At 57.6% G+C, this 18973-nt stretch carries 15 protein-coding genes; 9 read left to right on the top strand and 6 right to left on the bottom strand.

What is annotated here, in order from left to right; translation table 11 throughout:
• The first annotated feature begins 29 nt into the window (after positions 1-29).
• From N1030_RS01935 to lon, 9 genes are all read left to right on the top strand, one after another.
• Positions 30-1253: a bifunctional 3,4-dihydroxy-2-butanone-4-phosphate synthase/GTP cyclohydrolase II gene (locus tag N1030_RS01935; protein WP_265827331.1), complete on the top strand. Its 1224-nt coding sequence runs from the start codon at positions 30-32 to the stop codon at positions 1251-1253.
• A gap of 224 nt (positions 1254-1477) precedes the next feature.
• Complete coding sequence (ribH, locus tag N1030_RS01930; RefSeq protein WP_265827330.1) at positions 1478-1948, top strand: 6,7-dimethyl-8-ribityllumazine synthase; 471 nt, start codon at positions 1478-1480, stop codon at positions 1946-1948.
• A 3-nt stretch (positions 1949-1951) separates the two neighbouring features.
• Positions 1952-2419, top strand: a complete 468-nt coding sequence (gene nusB / locus N1030_RS01925) for a transcription antitermination factor NusB (RefSeq protein ID WP_265827328.1) — start codon at positions 1952-1954, stop codon at positions 2417-2419.
• 431 nt (positions 2420-2850) lie between these two features.
• Complete coding sequence (gene leuS, locus N1030_RS01920) at positions 2851-5340, top strand: leucine--tRNA ligase (RefSeq protein WP_265827326.1); 2490 nt, start codon at positions 2851-2853, stop codon at positions 5338-5340.
• Positions 5324-5851 (top strand): LPS assembly lipoprotein LptE, encoded by a 528-nt coding sequence (gene lptE, locus N1030_RS01915; RefSeq protein ID WP_265827325.1) that lies wholly within the window; start codon positions 5324-5326, stop codon positions 5849-5851. The genes leuS and lptE overlap by 17 nt, the downstream gene beginning before the upstream one ends.
• A 147-nt stretch (positions 5852-5998) precedes the next feature.
• Positions 5999-7015 (top strand): DNA polymerase III subunit delta, encoded by a 1017-nt coding sequence (gene holA / locus N1030_RS01910; RefSeq protein WP_265827324.1) that lies wholly within the window; start codon positions 5999-6001, stop codon positions 7013-7015.
• A 75-nt stretch (positions 7016-7090) separates the two neighbouring features.
• The gene (radC, locus tag N1030_RS01905) at positions 7091-7768 is read left to right on the top strand and encodes a RadC family protein (protein ID WP_265827322.1); all 678 of its coding nucleotides are present in this window, start codon (positions 7091-7093) and stop codon (positions 7766-7768) included.
• 44 nt (positions 7769-7812) lie between these two features.
• Positions 7813-8088: an acylphosphatase gene (locus N1030_RS01900; RefSeq protein ID WP_265827321.1), complete on the top strand. Its 276-nt coding sequence runs from the start codon at positions 7813-7815 to the stop codon at positions 8086-8088.
• 83 nt (positions 8089-8171) lie between these two features.
• A complete protein-coding gene (lon, locus tag N1030_RS01895; protein WP_265829120.1) occupies positions 8172-10541 on the top strand; it encodes an endopeptidase La in 2370 nt (789 codons plus the stop codon).
• A gap of 74 nt (positions 10542-10615) precedes the next feature.
• On the opposite strand, the gene N1030_RS01890 is transcribed toward lon, so the two are convergent.
• From N1030_RS01890 to N1030_RS01865, 6 genes are all read right to left on the bottom strand, one after another.
• Entirely contained in the window at positions 10616-12274 is a 1659-nt protein-coding gene (locus N1030_RS01890; RefSeq protein WP_265827320.1) for an FmdE family protein, read from the bottom strand.
• A 126-nt stretch (positions 12275-12400) separates the two neighbouring features.
• Entirely contained in the window at positions 12401-13261 is an 861-nt protein-coding gene (gene fdhD / locus N1030_RS01885; protein ID WP_265827319.1) for a formate dehydrogenase accessory sulfurtransferase FdhD, read from the bottom strand.
• A gap of 15 nt (positions 13262-13276) precedes the next feature.
• Positions 13277-14248 carry a formate dehydrogenase accessory protein FdhE gene (locus N1030_RS01880; protein WP_265827317.1) on the bottom strand — a complete coding sequence of 324 codons (972 nt, stop codon included), beginning with the start codon at positions 14246-14248 and terminating at the stop codon, positions 13277-13279.
• Between the two features lie 117 nt (positions 14249-14365).
• Positions 14366-15103: a 4Fe-4S dicluster domain-containing protein gene (locus N1030_RS01875; protein WP_265827316.1), complete on the bottom strand. Its 738-nt coding sequence runs from the start codon at positions 15101-15103 to the stop codon at positions 14366-14368.
• Positions 15104-15139: 36 nt separating this feature from the next.
• Positions 15140-18181, bottom strand: a complete 3042-nt coding sequence (gene fdnG, locus N1030_RS01870) for a formate dehydrogenase-N subunit alpha (protein WP_265827315.1) — start codon at positions 18179-18181, stop codon at positions 15140-15142.
• A gap of 165 nt (positions 18182-18346) precedes the next feature.
• The gene (locus tag N1030_RS01865) at positions 18347-18796 is read right to left on the bottom strand and encodes a winged helix-turn-helix domain-containing protein (RefSeq protein WP_265827314.1); all 450 of its coding nucleotides are present in this window, start codon (positions 18794-18796) and stop codon (positions 18347-18349) included.
• Between the last annotated feature and the right edge of the window lie 177 nt (positions 18797-18973).

The following is an 18973-nucleotide window of genomic DNA, read 5'->3' as shown; positions in this document are numbered from 1 at the left end:
GCCCTGAGAAACATTCAAGAGGTACGAATATGCCCATTTGCACTGCCGAAGAGGCCATTGAAGAGATTCGCAAAGGCCGGATGCTTATTCTGGTCGATGACGAAGACAGGGAAAACGAAGGCGACCTTACCATCGCCGCCGAACACGTCACCCCTGAAGTTATCAACTTCATGGCCGTTCACGGACGCGGCCTTATCTGCCTTGCCCTTGCACCCGACTGGGTGGACAAGCTGCAACTGCCGCTCATGGCACGCCGCAACGGGTCCAAATTCGGCACCAACTTCACCGTTTCCATCGAAGCACGCAATGGCGTGACCACCGGCATTTCCGCCGCTGACCGCGCCACCACCATCCTCACCGCCGTAAAGGACGACGTGAAGCCGGAAGACATCGTAACCCCCGGCCACATCTTCCCCCTGCGCGCCCAGAGGGGCGGCGTGCTCGTGCGTGCCGGCCAGACCGAAGGCTCCGTGGACCTCTCCCGCCTTGCCGGTCTGAAGCCCGCAGCCGTCATCTGCGAAATCATGAAGGACGACGGCGAAATGGCCCGCATGCCCGACCTCATCGAATTTGCCAAGAAGCACGACATGAAGATCGCCACCATCCGCGATCTCATCCGCTACCGCATGCAGCCCGATCAGCTTTCCGTAAAGCGTGTAGCCGAAGCCAAGATGCCCACCAAGTACGGTGAGTTCAAGGTTATCGCCTACGAAAACGAACTGGAACCCGCCACCCACATCGCACTGGTCAAGGGCGACATCAAGGGTGACGATCCCGTTATGGTGCGCGTGCACAGCGAATGCCTCACCGGCGATGTGCTCGGCTCCGTCCGCTGCGATTGCGGCGACCAGCTTGCCAACGCCATGTGCACCATCGCACAGGAAGGCAAGGGCGTGATCCTCTACATGCGTCAGGAAGGCCGCGGCATCGGTCTTGCCAACAAGATCAAGGCCTATGCACTGCAGGATCAGGGCTATGACACCGTGGAAGCCAACAAGAAGCTCGGCTTCAAGGCCGACCTGCGCGACTACGGCATCGGCGCTCAGATGCTGGTGGACCTCGGCGTACGCAAGATGCGCATGATGACCAACAACCCCAAGAAGATCGTCGGCATTGAAGGCTACGGCATCGAAGTGGTGGAGCGAATCCCCATTGAAATGAACGCCTGCCAGTACAACGCCGACTACCTGCGCACCAAGAAAGACAAGATGGGCCACATGCTGGAACATCTTGACGAAAACGGCGCCGAATAACTGTTGACGGGGAAGCCGCAACAGGAACGATCCGGAACAGCGTAACAGAACCCGCTGGTATCCAGACGATCCGGAGCATGCTCCCAAGCCCCGACAACAGATTGAACAGGCTAAACTTTATGCTCCCCTACCCTGATTTAATGCTTTTCAGGGTCGGGGAGCGTGTTCTATACTGAATGATCGACGTTTCGCAGGGCACCAAGCCCTGACAAGGAGAATACAGAATGCTGCACGTGAAGACCATTGAAGGCCAGTTTGATGCCAAGGGGATGAAGGTCGCCATCATCGCCACCCGCTTCAACGATTTCATCGTTGACCGTCTGGTGGGCGGTGCGGTTGACTACCTTGCACGCAACGGTGCTTCCCGCGAAGACCTGACCATCGTCCGCCTGCCCGGTGCATTCGAAATGCCCATCGCCGCCAAGAAACTGGCCGCTTCCGGCAAGTATGACGGCATCGTAGCCCTCGGCGCGGTCATTCGCGGCGCCACCCCCCATTTTGATTTCGTCTGCAACGAAGCCGCCAAGGGCCTCGCTCAGGTTTCTCTGGAGTACAACCTGCCCGTCGGGTTCGGCCTGCTCACCTGCGACACTCTGGATCAGGCCATCGAACGCGCCGGTTCCAAGGCCGGTAACAAGGGTGTGGAAGCAGCCTCCGCCATGCTGGAGACCTTCCGCGTTCTGGAGCAGATCTAACCCATGACCAAGGAAAAGACTCCTCCGCGCAGACTGGCGCGCGCACAGGCCTTTCAGATCCTGTACGGCCTGAATTTCTCTCCGGTGCAAACCTTGGAAGCACTGGCGGAGACGTACGCCGGTTCACCGGACAATGCCGACAAGAATATCGACCCCACCAATCCCGAAGGCTTTGCCTGGGAACTCATCGAAGGCGTGTGGAGCAACCACCGCGCCCTTGACGAAGTCATCGCCAAGTTTGCCAAGAACTGGCGTGTGGAGCGTATCGGCAAGATCGAAATCACCCTGCTCCGTCTGGCAGTATACGAAATGCTGTACCGTCAGGATGTGCCGCCCAAGGTGGCCATTAACGAGGCAATCGAGCTTTCAAAGCAGTTCGGCGACGAAAAATCCCGCAACTTTGTTAACGGCATCCTCGATGCCGCTGCCAAAGCCGTGCAGGATGGTTCGCTCGCGCCCCGCACTGCCTAGTATTTACAACCACCCGGCACAGTCCGGGTGGTTGCGGTTTATACCGCACCCATTTGCCGCTTTACTTGCCAGCAGGGCTGACCGTAGAGCGGCAAGTGCTTGATAGAACCTGCCTTGCTGAGGTAAGGCAAAGTGTCGTTCCGGTAACTAAACGCTCCTGCGCAGGCAGGCTTTCTCCCGTCATGAGGAGGGCGGATTGAAGGCCTCCCCCGCTCCCGGCATGCCCCCTACCCCAGCCCCCAAAGGGCCTTACGGTTACGGGACAGGCAAACCGTCAGCGGTAGCCACAGCGACCGAATCTCAATCAAACATCATGTTTTCATGGTGCTGGCCAGACGACACGGGCAACCTGAACACTGTCAGAAGAATTTTCCGCGAGCCGACCGCTACAGCGGTCGGTGAACACGAGCAACATAAAGGAACTGTTGGGAATGAAGTACGATCCGCAGGCCATAGAAACCAAATGGCAGCGCATTTGGGCAGAATACGGCGATTTCCATACCGATCACAACTCGGACAAGGAAAAGTACTACGTGCTTGAAATGTTCCCGTATCCTTCGGGCAACATCCACATGGGCCACGTCCGCAACTACTCCATCGGCGACGTAGTGGCACGCTTCAAGCGCATGCAGGGCTGCAACGTAATGCACCCCATGGGCTGGGACGCCTTCGGCCTACCTGCGGAAAACGCCGCCATCAAGAACAACATCCACCCCGCCAAGTGGACGTACGCCAACATCGACAACATGCGCGCCCAGCTCAAGCGCCTTGGCTACTCCTACGACTGGCGTCGTGAGCTCGCAACCTGCGACAAGGAATATTACCACTGGGAACAGCTGTTCATCCTCAAGTTCTACGAAAAGGGCCTGCTCTATCGCAAACAGCAGCCCCAGAACTGGTGCCCCAAGTGTAACACCGTTCTCGCCAACGAGCAGGTGGAAGACGGTCTGTGCTGGCGCTGCGACAGCGTGGTTGAACAGAAGGATCTTGCACAGTGGTTCCTGAAAATTACCGACTACGCAGAAGAACTGCTGGCAGACCTTGAAAAGCTCAAGGGCGGCTGGCCGGATCGCGTCATCTCCATGCAGGAGAACTGGATCGGCAAGTCCGTGGGTGCGGAGATTACCTTCGACATCGAGAGCATTGATGACTCCATCACCGTGTTCACCACCCGTCCCGACACAATTTTCGGCGCCACCTTCATGAGCCTTGCCCCCGAGCATCCGCTGGTGGAAAAGCTCATCGACGGCAAGCCGCAGGCGGAAGAAGTGCGTGCCTTCGTGGAACGCATCCGCAACATGGACCGCATTGAGCGCACCTCCGAAACGCTGGAAAAGGAAGGCGTCTTCACCGGTGCATACTGCATCAATCCACTGAACGGCGCGAAGATTCCGGTGTACGTGGCCAACTTCGTTCTGGCCAGCTACGGTACGGGCGCGGTCATGGCCGTTCCCGCTCACGACCAGCGCGACTTCGAATTTGCCCGCAAGTACAACCTGCCCATGCAGGTGGTCATTCAGCCTGAAGGCGCAACGCTGGATGTTGCCGACATGACGGAAGCCTACACCGCCACCGGCGTGATGGTGAACTCCGGCCAGTTCGACGGCACCCCCAACGAGGAAGGCAAGGCCCGTGTAGCCGACTGGCTGCAGGAGAACAACCGCGGCAAGCGCACCACCAACTACCGCCTGCGCGACTGGAACATATCCCGCCAGCGTTACTGGGGCAGCCCCATTCCCATGGTATACTGCGACAGCTGCGGCATTGTTCCCGAAAAGGAAGAGAACCTGCCCATCGTGCTGCCGCTGGAAGTCCAGACGCACCCCGACGGCCGTTCGCCCCTCGGCGACAGCCCAGAATTCTATGAATGCGCATGCCCCAAGTGCGGCCAGAAGGCCCGCCGCGAAACCGACACCATGGATACCTTTGTGGAATCCTCCTGGTACTTCGCGCGCTACACTGACGCACGTCAGGACAAGGCTCCCTTCACGCCGGAAGCGCTTTCCTACTGGGCACCCGTGGATCAGTACATCGGCGGCGTGGAACACGCCATCCTGCACCTGCTCTACTCCCGCTTCTTCACCAAGGCGCTGCGCGACTGCGGCTTCCTGGACTTTGACGAGCCCTTCCGCAACCTGCTCACGCAGGGCATGGTGCTGATGGACGGTGCAAAGATGTCCAAGTCCAAGGGTAACGTGGTTGACCCCACAGAAATGATCGCCAAGTTCGGCGCGGACACCGTGCGTCTGTTCTGCCTTTTCGCAGCTCCGCCGGAACGCGACTTTGACTGGTCCGACACGGGCATTGAAGGTGCCAACCGCTTCGTCAAGCGCATCTGGCGTCTTGTGGAAGAACAGATGGACGTGCTCACCACGGTCAAGCCCTGCTCCTCCACCGCAGCCCACTGCACCACCGAGGAAGCAAAGGCCATCCGCAACAAGGAACACACAGCCGCAAAGAAGGCCGGGGAAGATATTCACCAGCGCTTCCAGTTCAACACCGCCATCGCAGCCGTGATGGAACTGGTGAACGATCTGTACCTTGCCAAGGACAAACTGCGCGAAGACGAGAACGGACGAATCGTCCTGTCCTCCGCCGTATCCACGGTACTGGCACTCATGTCCCCCATCACGCCTCACCTGTGTGAAGAGCTGTGGGAAGCCGTCGGCCACACCAACCGTCTGGCCTTTGAAGCCTGGCCCGCATATAGTGAAGAAGCCATGGTCAAAGACGTGGCTACCGTAGTCGTACAGGTAAACGGCAAGGTACGCGCTCGTCTTGAAGTGCCTGCGGATGCCGATCAGGAATCCGTGAAGTCTCTTGCCCTGAACGATGAAAACGTTGCCAAGCATGTGGAAGGCCTGACCGTCCGCAAGGTCATCGTCATTCCCGGGAAACTCGTGAATGTGGTTGCAAACTAGCAAGAACAGTGTCGCAGGCGTGGTTCGCCTTGTCCTGCTTGTCCTCACGGCAACGGTGCTGCTCGCCGGATGCGGCTACCAGTTTGCGGGCAAGGAGAAAGGCATCTTCGGAGATCCCCGTTCCACCATACGGATGGGCTCCGTGGAGAACCCCACCATGTATGCATGGTTACCGCCCAAAATCCGTTCCCTCATGCGGGACGAGATTCACAAGCGCAACCTGGCGAGTTGGGTGGACTCAAGTCCGTCGGACTACACCATGCGAATAGTCATTGATGAATTCATGCTGCGCAGTCACATGAGAGACTCCGATGACAAGACACTGATCTATTCCGCTTCACTTCGCTTTGAAGCCATCGTGTACAGCGGGCAGACAAACAGAGTATTCTGGCGCTCCGGCAAGGAATCTCTCTCGCGCACTTACGACTCGAAGAACGAGCAGGATGCCGGTACGGACATCACGCAACTGCTTGTACAACGGGTCTGTGACCGCATGCGGCACAGTTTCTAGCTGCCCCCCGCCGCGGGATGCCAATACCGTATGGACCCTTGGCCCCCCATCGTATATACATGGCCTGAAAGCTTCGGCTTTCAGGCCATTTTACGTATTCTCCCGGCACTCTTGCCACACGCACATCAAGCCCTGTAAAACGCCTCTATGTCCAGACCCGGCTTCACCATTTGCACCTGCCCAGACGCCCAACTGATCAAAGATCACATTGATGCACAGCTCAGCGCCAACCCTGCGCCTGATGGTCAGTGGCAGCGTCATGTGTATTGGGGCGATGAAGGCCTGCCTCCCGTTTTCTGGGAAAACCTGACGCTGCAGGGTCTCTTCGCCACCCCCAAGAGTCTGGTGGTACGCAACGCCCAGAACCTTTCCACTGACGACTGGAAAAAACTCAGTCAGGCACTGGGAAGCTTCAACCCGCTTGCGTGGCCCTTCCTGTGCCTTGAGGTACCCTTCGAAAAAGGCAAGCCCAAGGTGGTCAAGGCCATCACTGGCCTCAAATGCTGGGGCTTTGCCGAAAAAAAGGGCTGGATATGGGAATCCGCAGGCCTCACCCCCCGCGACATGCGCGATTTTGTAACCGGCTGGGCAGCCAGGAACACTGTATCCATTCCTCCGCAGGCACTGCAGATACTGGCACAGAATCTCACCTCAGATGCCACGGCCGCAACCCGTGAATTGGAAAAACTGGCTCTGGCTGCAGGCGACAACGCCACAATCACTCCGGAACTGGCCTCTGAAATCGCACAGGAAACGGAACTGGATATCTTCTCGTTCATCAATGCCCTGCAAACCGGCAACGCACCGGAAAAAGTCTGGAGCAAGGTCGTACAGGGACACGCCACCGGTGAAGACGGCATCTTCAAGTTCCTAGCCATGCTCCTGCGCGAAGCCCGCATTCTGTGGCAGCTGCTGGCAGGTGAACAGGTCTTCCTGCCCGGCAACGTCAAGCAGAACAAGGAACGGCTGGCCAGCACCATGGGCCGGGCACGCATCGCACGCATATGGGATCTTGCCCTTGAGGCCGAAAAAGGTATCAAAACCGGTGAGCGCAAACCCGAACAGGCCATGGAAATGCTCGTAGCCGGTCTCATTGCCTTGTTTGGCAGCTTGAAAGGCTCCCAGCAACGCCCGCCGCACACGTCAGCCACCTACCGACGTTGATTTTTCCCGTTTTTCCACGCTACAGACCACTTTTCTCTCGAATTTCAGCTTGCTTCACGCTATTTATTACTTATTATGGACAGCAAACCGCATTTTCATGGCCATAGGGAGCGCCTGCGCCAGAAATTGAAGAAGGATGCGAGACAACTCGCAGACTACGAGCTTCTGGAACTGGTGCTCGGTACCGTGCTCACCCGCTGTGATACCAAACCGTTGGCCAAGGAATTGCTGTCCAGATTCAAGACTCTGCACGGCGTGTTACATGCCCGTCCTGCAGAACTCCGCGGCATAGCTGGCTTCGGACCGTCACTGGAAAACCAGTGGCTGCTGTTGCGAGAGCTCATGACGCGTTGTCTTGAATCCCCTGTCAGAGAGCGCGCCACACTTGCCGGACCGACGGACATCGTTGCCATGGCAAGACTCAGGCTCGGCTCTCTGCCGCATGAGGAATTCTGGGCGGTGTTTCTGGACAACCAGAACCGGCTGCTCGCATGGGAACGCATTTCCACCGGAACCGTGAACACGACCATGATATATCCCCGAGACCTCATGGAAATGGCGCTAGGGAACAAAGCAAGCTCTCTGGTCATCGTGCACAACCATCCCGGCGGCAATCCTGTTCCTTCCACACCGGACGTGGAGATCACACGACAGATCATCCGCTCCGGTCAGGCGCTGGGCATTCGGGTACTGGACCACATCATCGTCACCGAAGGCGACTATTACAGTTTGAAAAGCGAAGGCCTCATTTAACACCGGCAAGTGCAACCAACATCCGGCCAATTCAGGGATTTGCCATGAAAACATGCAGATGCATCGTACACGGCAGAGTACAAGGGGTGGGATACCGTTTCTGGACCGTCCGCACGGCCCTCCCTCTGAAACTGACAGGATGGGTGCGCAACCTGCCGGATGGTTCCGTTGAGTTGACGGCCACCGGAGCGCCAGATGCCATTGGCAAGTTGCAGGAGCATCTCTGGCAGGGGCCCGCATACAGCGAGGTTACCGCTGTAAGCTGCACCGATCTGCCGACTTCCGACGAAGCCAGTACGGACTTTTCCATACGGTATTAGTCCAAGCCAAATACTTTTCCCGAACGGAGTACCCAATGAGCGAATATACGCTGGAACCCGATATTGATTCTTCTGATAACAGCATGTCCGATGACTCCGTGACCGACTCTCTTGCCGACGACATGGAAGGAGCTCTGCCGGAGTTTCCATCCGAGCTGCCCGTTCTTCCGGTACGTGACATCGTGGTGTTCAACTACATGATCCTGCCCTTATTCGTGGGGCGGGAAAAGTCCGTGCAGGCCGTGGATGCCGCGCTGAACGGCAGCCGCTACCTGATGATCACCACCCAGAAGGATGAGAGTACGGAAGATCCCAAGCCCGACGATCTGCACCAGACCGGTACCGTGGTCATGATCATGCGCATGCTCAAAATGCCCGATGGCCGCCTCAAGGTCCTCGTGCAGGGCATCAGCCGCGCCGTGGTGAAGCGCTTCATATCCGAAGATCCTTACATGATTGCGGAAGTTGAGGCTGTTCACGAACCCGAAATAGACTTGCTCACCGTGGAGCAGGAAGCCATGATGCGCGCGGCCCGCGAACAGAGCGAGCGCATTCTCTCGTTGCGCGGCGTGGCCACCTCGGACATCATGTCCGTGCTGAACAGCGTCAACGATCCCGGCCGTCTTGCGGACCTCATCGCCGCAAACCTGCGCATGAAGGTGAACGATGCCCAGCTCATTCTGGAATGCACCGATCCCCTTGAACGCCTGCAACTGGTGAACAACCAGTTGGTGAAGGAAACAGAAGTCGCCGCCATGCAGGCCAAGATCCAGAACATGGCCCGCGAAGGCATGGACAAGGCGCAGAAAGACTACTACCTGCGCGAACAGCTCAAGGCCATCCGCCGCGAACTGGGCGAAGGCGAGTCCGGCGATGACGACATTGAAGAACTCGCCCGCATGATCGAAAAGGCGGGCCTGCCCAAAGATGTACGCAAGGAAGCAGACAAGCAGCTGCGCCGCCTCGCCTCCATGCATCCCGATGCCTCCGAAGCCACCGTGGTACGTACCTATCTGGAATGGCTCGGCGAACTGCCCTGGAAAAAACTTTCCCGCGACAGATTGGACATTCCCACGGCGGAAACCATCCTCAACGACGACCACTACGGCCTTGAAAAGGTCAAGGACCGTATTCTGGAATATCTCTCCGTCCGCAAGCTCAACCCCAAGTCCAAGGGGCCCATCCTGTGCTTTGCAGGCCCTCCCGGCGTGGGCAAGACGTCGCTCGGACGTTCCATTGCCCGTGCTCTCGGCCGCAAGTTCTCACGCGTTTCCCTTGGCGGCATGCGTGATGAGGCGGAAATCCGCGGCCACCGCCGCACCTACATCGGAGCCATGCCGGGCCGTATCATTCAGATCATCAAGCAGCTCGGCACCCGTAACCCCGTGATCATGCTGGACGAGATAGACAAGCTCGGCTCCGATTTCCGCGGCGACCCCTCGTCCGCCCTGCTGGAAGTGCTGGATCCCGAACAGAACTTCTCCTTCTCCGATCACTATTTGAACGTGCCCTTTGATCTTTCCAAGGTCATGTTCATCTGCACTGCAAACCAGCTGGATACCATTCCCGCGCCCCTGCGCGACCGCATGGAGATCATCCAGATTCCGGGCTACACCCTGCAGGAAAAGGCCAGCATCGCGCGGCGTTATCTCATTCCCCGCCAGACCGAGGAAAACGGTCTGACCATGGATGACGCCGTCATTCCGGATACCGTCATCACCAAGATCATTCAGGAATATACCCGCGAGGCAGGCCTGCGAAATCTTGAACGCGAAATCGGCTCCGTCTGCCGCAAGCTGGCCCGTAAAAAGGCCGAAGGCAAAAAGGGCCCCTTCAAAGTTACCCTGAAGACCCTGCCCAAGCTCTTGGGCATTCCCCGCTACCTTGATGAGGAGCGCGAGAAGGAACTGCTCCCCGGCGTGGCCATGGGTCTTGCGTGGACGCCCTTCGGCGGCGAGATTCTGCACATCGAAGTGTCCACCATGAAAGGCAAGGGCAAACTCACGCTCACCGGCCAGCTTGGTGACGTGATGAAGGAATCCGCCCAGGCTGCCATGAGCTATGCGCGCGCCCATGCGGAGCAGTTGGGCATCGATCCCGACTTCCTCGAAAAGCTGGATATCCACATCCACGTTCCTGCAGGCGCCACACCCAAGGACGGCCCCTCTGCCGGTGTGACGCTGGTATCCGCGCTCATCTCCGCCCTTTCCGGCAAGCCCGTGAACAGCGATCTCTGCATGACGGGTGAAATCACCCTGCGCGGCAGGGTCATGCCTGTGGGCGGTATCAAGGAAAAGATTCTTGCCGGTGTGACGCGCGGCCTCGGTCACGTGATCATCCCCAGCCAGAACGTGAAGGACCTTGAAGATGTTCCTGCGGAACTGCTCAAGAAGATTGAAGTGCATACGGCAGAACGCATTGACGACCTGATCCCGCTGGTCTTCCCCAGCTAACAAAAACAGCCCGATGCATACAAAAAAAGGCGGCCCTTTCGGGCCGCCTTTTACATTGCAATGATTCGATCGCGCTACTTGCCGAACGGACACTTGGGGAAGGTACAGTTGGCGCAGCCGAGACACATGCCTCCCTCACCCATGCGGGCAAGGTCATCGCGGGTCACATCCACGTCCGCCAGCAAACGGGGCAGAATCAGGTCCAGACTGGTGTGCTTGAAGAAGAGCGCACAGGCGGGAACGCCCAGCAGGCGCGCAGTACCGATCTTCCCGATGAGCGTCATGGTGCCGGGCAACAGCGGCGCGCCGTAGAGCATGTCATGTGCTCCTGCATCCACAAGACCGTGGCGGGTCACATCGTCGGGGTCTACGGACAAACCGGCCGTGGTGATGATGATGTTGCAGCCTTCGTCCAGCAGCGCACGGGCGTTGTCACGGATCATGTCCCGGTTGTCCGGCACAATGATGGCACGATGCACTTCACTGCCAAGCGCCGTAACTTTTTTACGGATGATCTCTTCAAACCGGTCTTCAATCTTGCCGCTGAACACCTCGTCTCCGGTGATCAGCACGCCAACCTGCGCCTTGCGCAGGGGCAGAACACTGAAAATGGGCGTGTCAGATGCTTCCAGCGCCTGCATGGCCCTGACAAAATCAGCCCGCTGCAGGTACAGGGGCACAGCGCGGGTACCTGCCACTTCTGCGCCTTCCTTCACCATGGTCCAGCCGTTACGGCTCGCCGCCATAACGCCGGGGCAGAGGTTGAAGGCATAAAGAGCATCCGTGTTCACGCGGAACAGGCCATCGTAGGCCGCCTTGAGCGTCACCTTGCCCTCATGCGGTTCTCCGCCGCTCACAACCCCCTCACCGGAAAGTCCCTTGGCAAAGGCTTCGGCACAGTCATTCTCATGCACCCACTCTTCACCCACTTCACCGGTCTCGACATACAGGTTGTTACGGCCCATATGCTGCAGACGGCACAGATCGCCCACATCAAAAACCTGACCTTTGCGGAAGGCGGCTCCCTTGCTCTTGCCGGGGTCAATGCTGGTCATGTCGTGCAGCACTTCACGCCCCATGGCCTCCTCCGCCGCAACGGTCCTGATGGCGCTGGGCAAAGGATACACCACGCCGCCGGGGGCATCGCCCAGACTGTTGTCATAGGGATTCTCGCCCTTGCAGGAACGGCAGATGGGACCATGCACCGTGGGATAGGCCTCATGACAGACGGGGCATTCGCCAATGCCGCCCTTGCTGCGCTTGACCAGCAGGTCGGCCCGAAGCTGGATGGGCCGCACGGAAAGGATGTCCGCCCCCGCTTCACCTATTTCACGCAGAAGCTTGTCTGAATCCTGTTCATGCTTAGGCTTGCGCTTGAGGTACCACGTGAGGAGTTCCGAATCTTCGGCAAGCTTGTGCATATCCAGCCACACGCGCACGCCCTTGCCGGTACGCTTGTCAAACAGACTCATGGCGTACAGGCCGAAATTCATGACCCGCACCCATCCGTTGCCGATGGTACAGGGGGTAAGCATCTGAATGGCGTCGGGCAGACACCATGCCGTTTCGGCTATGGCCTCGTAGAGGGTTCCTTCAGGAATATGCCGCTTGGCCTCCTCAACCATGTAACCGCCAAGAATGAGTCCCGGCGCGGGATAGTTATGAAAGAGCGTAGCCATTTCGACGAACTCGTCGAAAGTGTGTTCACCGATATTCCTGAAACCTTGCGTCATGGTGCGTCTCCACAGGATGAAGTGGTATTATGGCCATCAAAGGGCACAATTAAGTGTGTGAGAATAGAACAGGTTTGCAGTCGCGTAAACCATGTGAAATTTGGAACTTTACAACGAGCAATGGAATCAGGAAGACAACCCAGGAAAATACTTAGACATGTCAACATGATGCAGCGAAACACCCGGGGACTCATATCCCAATCTGACAGGGTGGGTGTAAATATTCAGACGCGGTGAGCGCAGGAAACCGACTAGCGTAACGCCGGACGACTCAGCCAAGGCCACCGCCCTGCTGGTCACGGCAGAGAATCCGGCTACCACCTGTGCCCCGAGCGCAATGGATTTCTGTACCATCTCAAAACTGAGCCGTGACGATAACAGCACAAGCCGCGCCCTCTGCAACCTGCCGAGCCGGAACGCCTGCCCTGCGGCCTTGTCGAGGGCGTTATGCCGCCCCACATCCTCCGCATAGGCAAGCATGGAGTTTTCTGCATCATACAAAGCGCAGAAATGTGTAGCGCCGGTGCTGTCGAACAAGGCTTGGCACGCCTCAGACTCCATCTGCAACTGGTGTAACTGCCCGGGAGAAATACGATAATCATCAGACACGGCGGGAATGATGCGTATCAGATCCTCCGCACGGGTGGCGCTACGATTTCCGCAACAGGAGGCTCCGGTACGCATCCCGCGCCCACTCAAAGCAGCATGAACCCGCTCAGCCCCCCCGCTGATGACAAGATGAAGCCGACTGCCATCAGGCATACTCTCACGCCCTTCGACCCCGTATGTCTCGTAGGGCGTCATCAGCCCCTCCGTCAGACAGAAGCCGAGTGCAAGATCTTCATCACTGCCCGGAGTACACATAAGGGCAGCCCATGGTACGCCGTTCACCACGATTTCCAACGTCGCCTCTGTCAGTATGGTGTCGTCGGATGTGCGTGCTCCGCCTTCCCGATACCGCAATATGGTGCGCTTGATAGTCTGCATGATGCCTCCGCAGAACTAATCGAAGGAGTTCCAGAGCGAGGGAGCCAGAGGCCGCAACCCCTCGGATGCCGCAAGAAGATCAAGGTGCATGAGGCCTATGGCTGCAGCATCAAGATCCGGGCTATCAACAGTTTCCCGCAAATCAAGTGCGGCGACATACGTATTGCACTTGCGACACAGCTCAACCCGCTCCCACGGGCTTTCCTTTGCCCGCATGTACTCAATTGCACCGGGATCCTCATTACTGCACGCGGGACAGGCACCACGGCGATATCGCCAGTCGTTCCCGCACAAAGAGCAGTGCAGATACTTGTGTCCTCCCCCTCCTTTGACGAACTCGGACTGATCGGGATCGGGCCGTCCGAGGCATCCCAGAGACGGAAACGAGCCGCAGACAGGACAATAGCCTTCGCGCCACTGCACGGAGGGAACGACCGGAGCACTTATCTCGCGGGCAGCACGAAGCACCGTGCCCAATGCCTGATGAGTCAGGAAAACAAGCACCGGAGCAGGCATCTGTACAGCCTGAGCCATTCGCTCCAGCCCTGCGGCATCGCTGGCTAGACAGGCCTGAGAGATGGCCGCAGCATCAATCGAACCGGACTCCAACGCCTCAAGGTAACGGGTTACATGCCCGGCCAACGCGGGCAGGGATGCAAGATGAGGCAGCAAACGAGAAGCAGCCTGCTTGAACGGGGCCACCAGCCAGTCCAGAGACACAGAGGCCAGCAGAGCTACCCCGCCTTCAAGCCGGGCCACATCAGGATGCATCAACTCCGGCACGGGATTCAGGCCCGCCTTCAATTCTTCGCAAACCTCTTCCTTTGCCGCAAACAAGGGAATGAAGGGAGACAACACCGAGGCCAGCGCCGGACGGCGGACACAGGCAGCCGACAGGGTTTCGGCTGCACCGGAGCGCTTGCTGCCTGCAAAAGGATCAACTGCGGGATCGGAAGATACTGAAGAGAGAGCGGTGTCCTTGGTCATCTGAAGACTCCTGATGCGTTGGCTGTACATTGTCCGAGGCTAACATTTCTTTCAAAGCGGGGAGGGCATACGGCTGAGCCGCGCCCTCCCCTTCCTATCGGTTCCTAGGCAGTCACACTAACTCCGTTCGGTGTTTCCCTGTGCGGAAGCACGAGGCTTTCGCAGGGATGCGAACAGCTGCTTGCGGCCCATGGGGGCGACCTGCGCAACGCTATGGGTGTGATAGCGTTCCGGGGCGTCCGCAAGCAGGTAAATCACGTTCACATCGTGCTGGTCGGCCAGCATGGCGTTGGGATGCGTCTTCCTGACGAGCGCCAGCCTCTTTTCCGCCATCGCCAGCATCTGCTCACGTTCACCAAAGTTCATGGTGCCTGTGGGGCAAACCTTCACACAGGCAGGCAACATGCCCGCCTGAACGCGATCTATGCACATGACACACTTGGTCATGCGGCCGGTCTTCTCGTCACGGCGAGGAATGTCGTAAGGACAGGACTCGCGGACGTACTCGAAATCCTCCTTGGATATCTGAGCAGATTTTTCGGTGAATATGACGGCTCCGGTGGCATCATCCTGAATGACTGCACCTTCAAGTACGGTGTCTGCGGCCCCCTGACAGGGAGGATTCAGACAGTGACGGCACTGGTCGGGGAAGAAATACCACTCCACCTTGTCACCGATCAGATGTTCGCTGAAACGAACCAGTTTATAGTTGTAGGGATTCAAATCCGGCGGATTCTGATGTGTTCCGAGTTGTTTGGTCTTGTTGGCCGGAAGCTCGAACCACTCCTTGCAGGCCAGCTGGCAACCCCGGCAGGCCGTGCACCGTGTCGTATCTATGAAAAAGGACTTTGGCATGATCATGCTCCTTGGCGGCATCCCCAAAAGGGCCGCCTATTTTGCGATCTCGGTGAGCTTGTCGGCCTTGCGGACATTGACGCAGCTTGCCTTGTACTCCGGAATGGAGGTGTTGGGGTCACCTACCGAGGGAGTCAGACGGTTGGTCGAATCGCCCGTACCGGGAGTCGTCCAGCCGAAGCAGAAGGGCATGCCCACAAGATGGACAGTCTTGCCTTCCACCAGGAACGGCCGAATACGCACCGTCACCATGGCAATGGCTTCAACTCTGCCGCGCGCACTTTCGATAATCACGCCATCGCCGTTGGCGATGCCTTTTTCCTTTGCCAGTTCAGGACTCATTTCCACATAGAGCTGAGGTTCGGTTTCCAGCAGGTTGGGAACGTTTCTGGTTTCACCGCCGCCGCACCAGTGCTCTGTGAGGCTGTAGGTCGTCAACACGATGGGGAATCTGGGATCTGCAGGCTCTGCCAGCACGTCCATGTCGCTGGTAACGAACTTGTAGACGGGGCTGTGCAGCTGCTTGGAGAACGGATGGGACGCAATGGGCGTTTCGACCGGCTCGTAATGCTCAGAGAAGGGACCGTCCATACGACCGGGGCCGAAGAGCTGGCCGAAGCCGTTCTTGCTCATGATGAAGGGCAACTTGCCCTTACCGCTTGCCATGGGCGGCCAACCGCCGTCCGGCACGTCACCTACCCACTTGGCGCCATCCCACTCGATAACAGCCTTGGCGGGGTTGTAGGGCTTGCCGTTGGCATCCACGGATGCACGGTTGTACAGAATGCGTCGGTTCACCGGCCAGCACCATGCCACATTCGGATAGAGACCTATCTTTTCCTGCATGGGGGTCTGGCTAAGATCCCGCTTCTTGGACTTGTTGCCCTCCTCTTCGGTGTAACTGCCCGCATACAGCCAGTTCAGCGAAGAAGTGGAGCCGTCGTCCTTGAGCGCCACGAACGAAGGTACGAGCTGCCCCTTCTTGTAGAGCTTGTCGCCAACCTTGGTATCACGGGTGAAGTAGCCGTTGATACGCTTGGTCCACTCTTCGGCCTCGTAAGTCTGCGGCCAGTCCTGACGGGTGATGGCATCGGAAAGCGTTCCGCCTTCCCTGCGGTACATGGTCTGCAGCTTGTTCATGAGCGGAACGTACAGACCACCGAAGGGACGTGCTTCGCCCTGCGGATCAATGGCACGGTTATGCCACACAAGCCAGCGACCAGAGTTGGAAACTGTTCCTTCCTTCTCCACACGGTGGGCAGAGGGCAGCAGAAACACTTCCGTCTTCACGGTCTTGGGGTCAACGCCGGGGCGGTGCCAGTTATCCGTGGTTTCGGAATGGTGCAGGTCCATGGTGACCAGCCAATCCAGATTATCGAGCGCCTTGCGAACCTTGTTGGAGTTGGGCACGCTGTTCATGGGGTTCAGGCCGACAATGAAACCGCCGGTAATCTGCTTCTTGTACATGCGGTCGAAGAGGAACATGTACGAATGGTCTGCGCCCTTTTCGATCTTAGGCAGCAAGCCATAGCAGAAACCGTTATCCTTGGTGGCATAGTTGCCGTACCACCCCTTGAGCAGGCTGGCCAGGTACTTGGGCTTGTTCTGCCACCAGTTGGCGCTTTGCGGGTCATTGGAGACCGGCGTGTTGGCCTTGTTATAGTCTTCATAGGTCTGCCAGTCTGCCATGGGCTGGGCCATGTAGCCGGGGATGATGTGGTACAGCAGGGTATGGTCGGTGGAGCCCTGAACGTTGGGCTCGCCGCGCAGGGCGTTGATGCCACCGCCAGCCACACCGATGTTACCCAGAAGAAGCTGCAAGATACCGGCACTGCGGATGTTCTGCACACCTACGGTATGCTGGGTCCAGCCAAGGGCGTACATGATGGTGCCAGCCTTGTCTGCCTTGCCGGTGGCTGCAAAGTTCTCGTACACGCGCTTCAGGTTTTCCTTGGTCACACCGGTGACGGAGGAAACTTTATCCAGCGTATAGCGGGAATAATGCTTCTTCATCAGGTTGAAAACACAACGGGGGTGTTTGAGGGTGGTATCCCGCTTGGGCACACCGTTCGCATCCAACTCGAAGTCCCAGGTCTTCTTGTCATAGGCGCGCTTGCCGGCATCGTATCCGCTGAAGATACCGTCCTTGAAGCTGTAGCCTTCGCCGACAATAGTGGCGGCGTTGGTGTAGTTAAGTACGTATTCCTTGAAGTACTTACCCTTCTCGAGGACATAATTGATCATACCGGCCATGAACGCGATATCCGTACCGGAACGAAGCGGCACATGGAAATCGGAACGGGCGGACGTTCTCGAGAATTTGGGGTCCACGTGCATTACCACGGCCCCTTTGTCTTTAGCCTTGAGAACCCATTTGAAGGAAATGGGGTGATGTTCGGCAGCATTACTGCCTATGATGAGGATGGCATCGGCATTCTTGATGTCGATCCAGTGGTTGGTCATTGCACCGCGTCCGAACGACTCTCCCAGAGCCGCTACAGTTGCGCTGTGTCAGATCCGCGCCTGGTGGTCCATATGGACAACTCCCAGGCCGCGCATTGCTTGATGGATGAGGGCGCATTCTTCGTTGTCCGCATGCGATGTTCCCAGATGGAACACAGACTCAAGGCGGTTTACGGTCTGTCCCTTCTCGTTCTGGAGAATGATCTCCTTGTCACGGGTTTCCTTGATGCGTCGCGCAATGCGGTCCAGCATCCATTCCCAGTCCTTCTCTTCCCACTTGTCGCTGTAAGGCGCACGGTACATGGGCTTGAGCAGCCTGTGGTGGTTCTTGGACATGGACGTAAGCGCCGCGCCCTTGGCACACAACGCCCCTTCGTTAACGGGGAAGTCCGGGTCACCTTCCGTGCTGATCAGTTCTCCGTCGCGAACATGGGCAATCATGTTGCAGCTGACGGAACAGAACGGACATATCGTAATGACTTCCTTTGCCCCTTCAATCTTCAGCGACGTTGCGTATGCCTTCGCTTCTGACAGATTGAACCCCAACTGACCCAGCGAGAGGCAGGCGACACCTGCGCCGGTCAGTTTAAGAAATCCTCGCCGCGAGCAATCCATGCGTCGGCCTCCTGTTGGTTGAGGTACATGGCGCCTCCACCACGGAGACACCCTACCCGATCACGCTGCCACGGCCAGATTTCTTTGGCAATATTATTTAGCAATTTCAACATGTTAACGTTAACATGTTTATGGACACACCACTCCTGTCAAAGGTACATCGACCTAGGGATTCGCCTCCGGATCTGCTGCGGCAGATCCACTGGCAGACAATATGGATTCCGGTGGTTTTCGTGAGGGGAGTTCGCGCACCGACCAGTATTGCGCGGGGGTGTAATCCATGTGCTTCTTGGCAGATTGCAAGGCGAAGGCTTCCACCTCTTCCAACCAGTGACGGTAACTGGCGATAAGCAGCTTGGCCGCTTCGCTCAGCTGACCACCGCCACGCTTGCCGTCAGGCTGCTCCACAAGTTGAAAACCCAGAGCCTCTTCCGAAGTCTTGATCTTGCCCCAGGCAGCCCGATACGACATGCCCAACGCCTTGGCCGCCGCATTCAGCGAACCTGTGTATTCAATATACTCCAGCAACTGCAGCCTTCCCTGACCGAAAAAGACGCCCTTTTCGGTTTCCAGCCACAGGTGCAATCGCATAGTGGGTCTGCTTGCGGGACTCATGACCAACTCCTCGTTGCGTTACATGATGCGCGAAGATAAAGACTGCGGCACTATTCACACGTATGCAGTCTCCATGTGTCCCCTTATAGGTCCCTTCAATGCACAGGAAAACATAGAGACTCTTCACTTCGCTTTGACACAAACACAAAACAACTCCCCACAACCTCAAGGTAAAAT

The organism is Desulfovibrio mangrovi (assembly GCF_026230175.1).
In the GTDB taxonomy this organism is placed as follows: Bacteria; Desulfobacterota; Desulfovibrionia; order Desulfovibrionales; family Desulfovibrionaceae; genus Halodesulfovibrio; species Halodesulfovibrio mangrovi.
The sequence above is the reverse complement of the archived record's forward strand: the minus strand, read 5'-3'. Positions and strand labels throughout refer to the sequence as shown.

Coding starts and splice junctions, on each gene's coding strand:
- N1030_RS01890 (WP_265827320.1), bottom strand. CDS start 12,274: ATGACGCAAGGTTTCAGGAATATCGGTGAACACACTTTCGACGAGTTC.
- N1030_RS01875 (WP_265827316.1), bottom strand. CDS start 15,103: ATGCCAAAGTCCTTTTTCATAGATACGACACGGTGCACGGCCTGCCGG.
- radC (WP_265827322.1), top strand. CDS start 7,091: ATGGACAGCAAACCGCATTTTCATGGCCATAGGGAGCGCCTGCGCCAG.
- leuS (WP_265827326.1), top strand. CDS start 2,851: ATGAAGTACGATCCGCAGGCCATAGAAACCAAATGGCAGCGCATTTGG.
- holA (WP_265827324.1), top strand. CDS start 5,999: ATGTCCAGACCCGGCTTCACCATTTGCACCTGCCCAGACGCCCAACTG.
- fdhD (WP_265827319.1), bottom strand. CDS start 13,261: ATGCAGACTATCAAGCGCACCATATTGCGGTATCGGGAAGGCGGAGCA.
- lon (WP_265829120.1), top strand. CDS start 8,172: ATGTCCGATGACTCCGTGACCGACTCTCTTGCCGACGACATGGAAGGA.
- N1030_RS01935 (WP_265827331.1), top strand. CDS start 30: ATGCCCATTTGCACTGCCGAAGAGGCCATTGAAGAGATTCGCAAAGGC.
- ribH (WP_265827330.1), top strand. CDS start 1,478: ATGCTGCACGTGAAGACCATTGAAGGCCAGTTTGATGCCAAGGGGATG.
- N1030_RS01880 (WP_265827317.1), bottom strand. CDS start 14,248: ATGACCAAGGACACCGCTCTCTCTTCAGTATCTTCCGATCCCGCAGTT.
- lptE (WP_265827325.1), top strand. CDS start 5,324: ATGTGGTTGCAAACTAGCAAGAACAGTGTCGCAGGCGTGGTTCGCCTT.
- N1030_RS01865 (WP_265827314.1), bottom strand. CDS start 18,796: ATGAGTCCCGCAAGCAGACCCACTATGCGATTGCACCTGTGGCTGGAA.
- nusB (WP_265827328.1), top strand. CDS start 1,952: ATGACCAAGGAAAAGACTCCTCCGCGCAGACTGGCGCGCGCACAGGCC.
- N1030_RS01900 (WP_265827321.1), top strand. CDS start 7,813: ATGAAAACATGCAGATGCATCGTACACGGCAGAGTACAAGGGGTGGGA.